The organism is Pseudoalteromonas sp. SIMBA_162, assembly GCF_046535955.1.
GTDB lineage: Bacteria > Pseudomonadota > Gammaproteobacteria > Enterobacterales > Alteromonadaceae > Pseudoalteromonas > Pseudoalteromonas marina.
Window position 1 is genome coordinate 1 of sequence record NZ_JAWJBQ010000708.1, and the last position, 257, is coordinate 257.

The 257-nt window shown below is 66.9% G+C and carries 1 protein-coding gene; it reads right to left on the reverse strand.

Features of this window, described 5'->3' with window-relative positions:
• Positions 1–216: 2-amino-4-hydroxy-6-hydroxymethyldihydropteridine diphosphokinase (gene folK, locus R0J88_RS21505; protein ID WP_410901104.1), on the reverse strand; the 216-nt coding region annotated here is incomplete at its 3' end.
• Positions 217–257 lie beyond the last annotated feature (41 nt).

Genomic DNA, 257 nt, shown 5'->3' on the forward strand with positions numbered 1-257 from the left:
GAGCAGGGCGAGGGGAGACAGGCGGGTCGATAGCTCGGCGACGGCATTGACGAAGTCGGGCTGGTCCTGCGGGCCGACCGGCTTGCTGGCATACAGGCGAGAGTGTCGCGTGCAGCGGGTCAGCGGCCGCCGGTCGAGAGCCTCAAGCGCGCGCTCCAGTTGAGCGCGCGGATCGTCAAGATTGGCACCGAGGCCAATCAAGGCTGTCGAAATCATGCGGAGTTCCTGCGTGGAGACGGCAGTGGCTCAGACGAGCC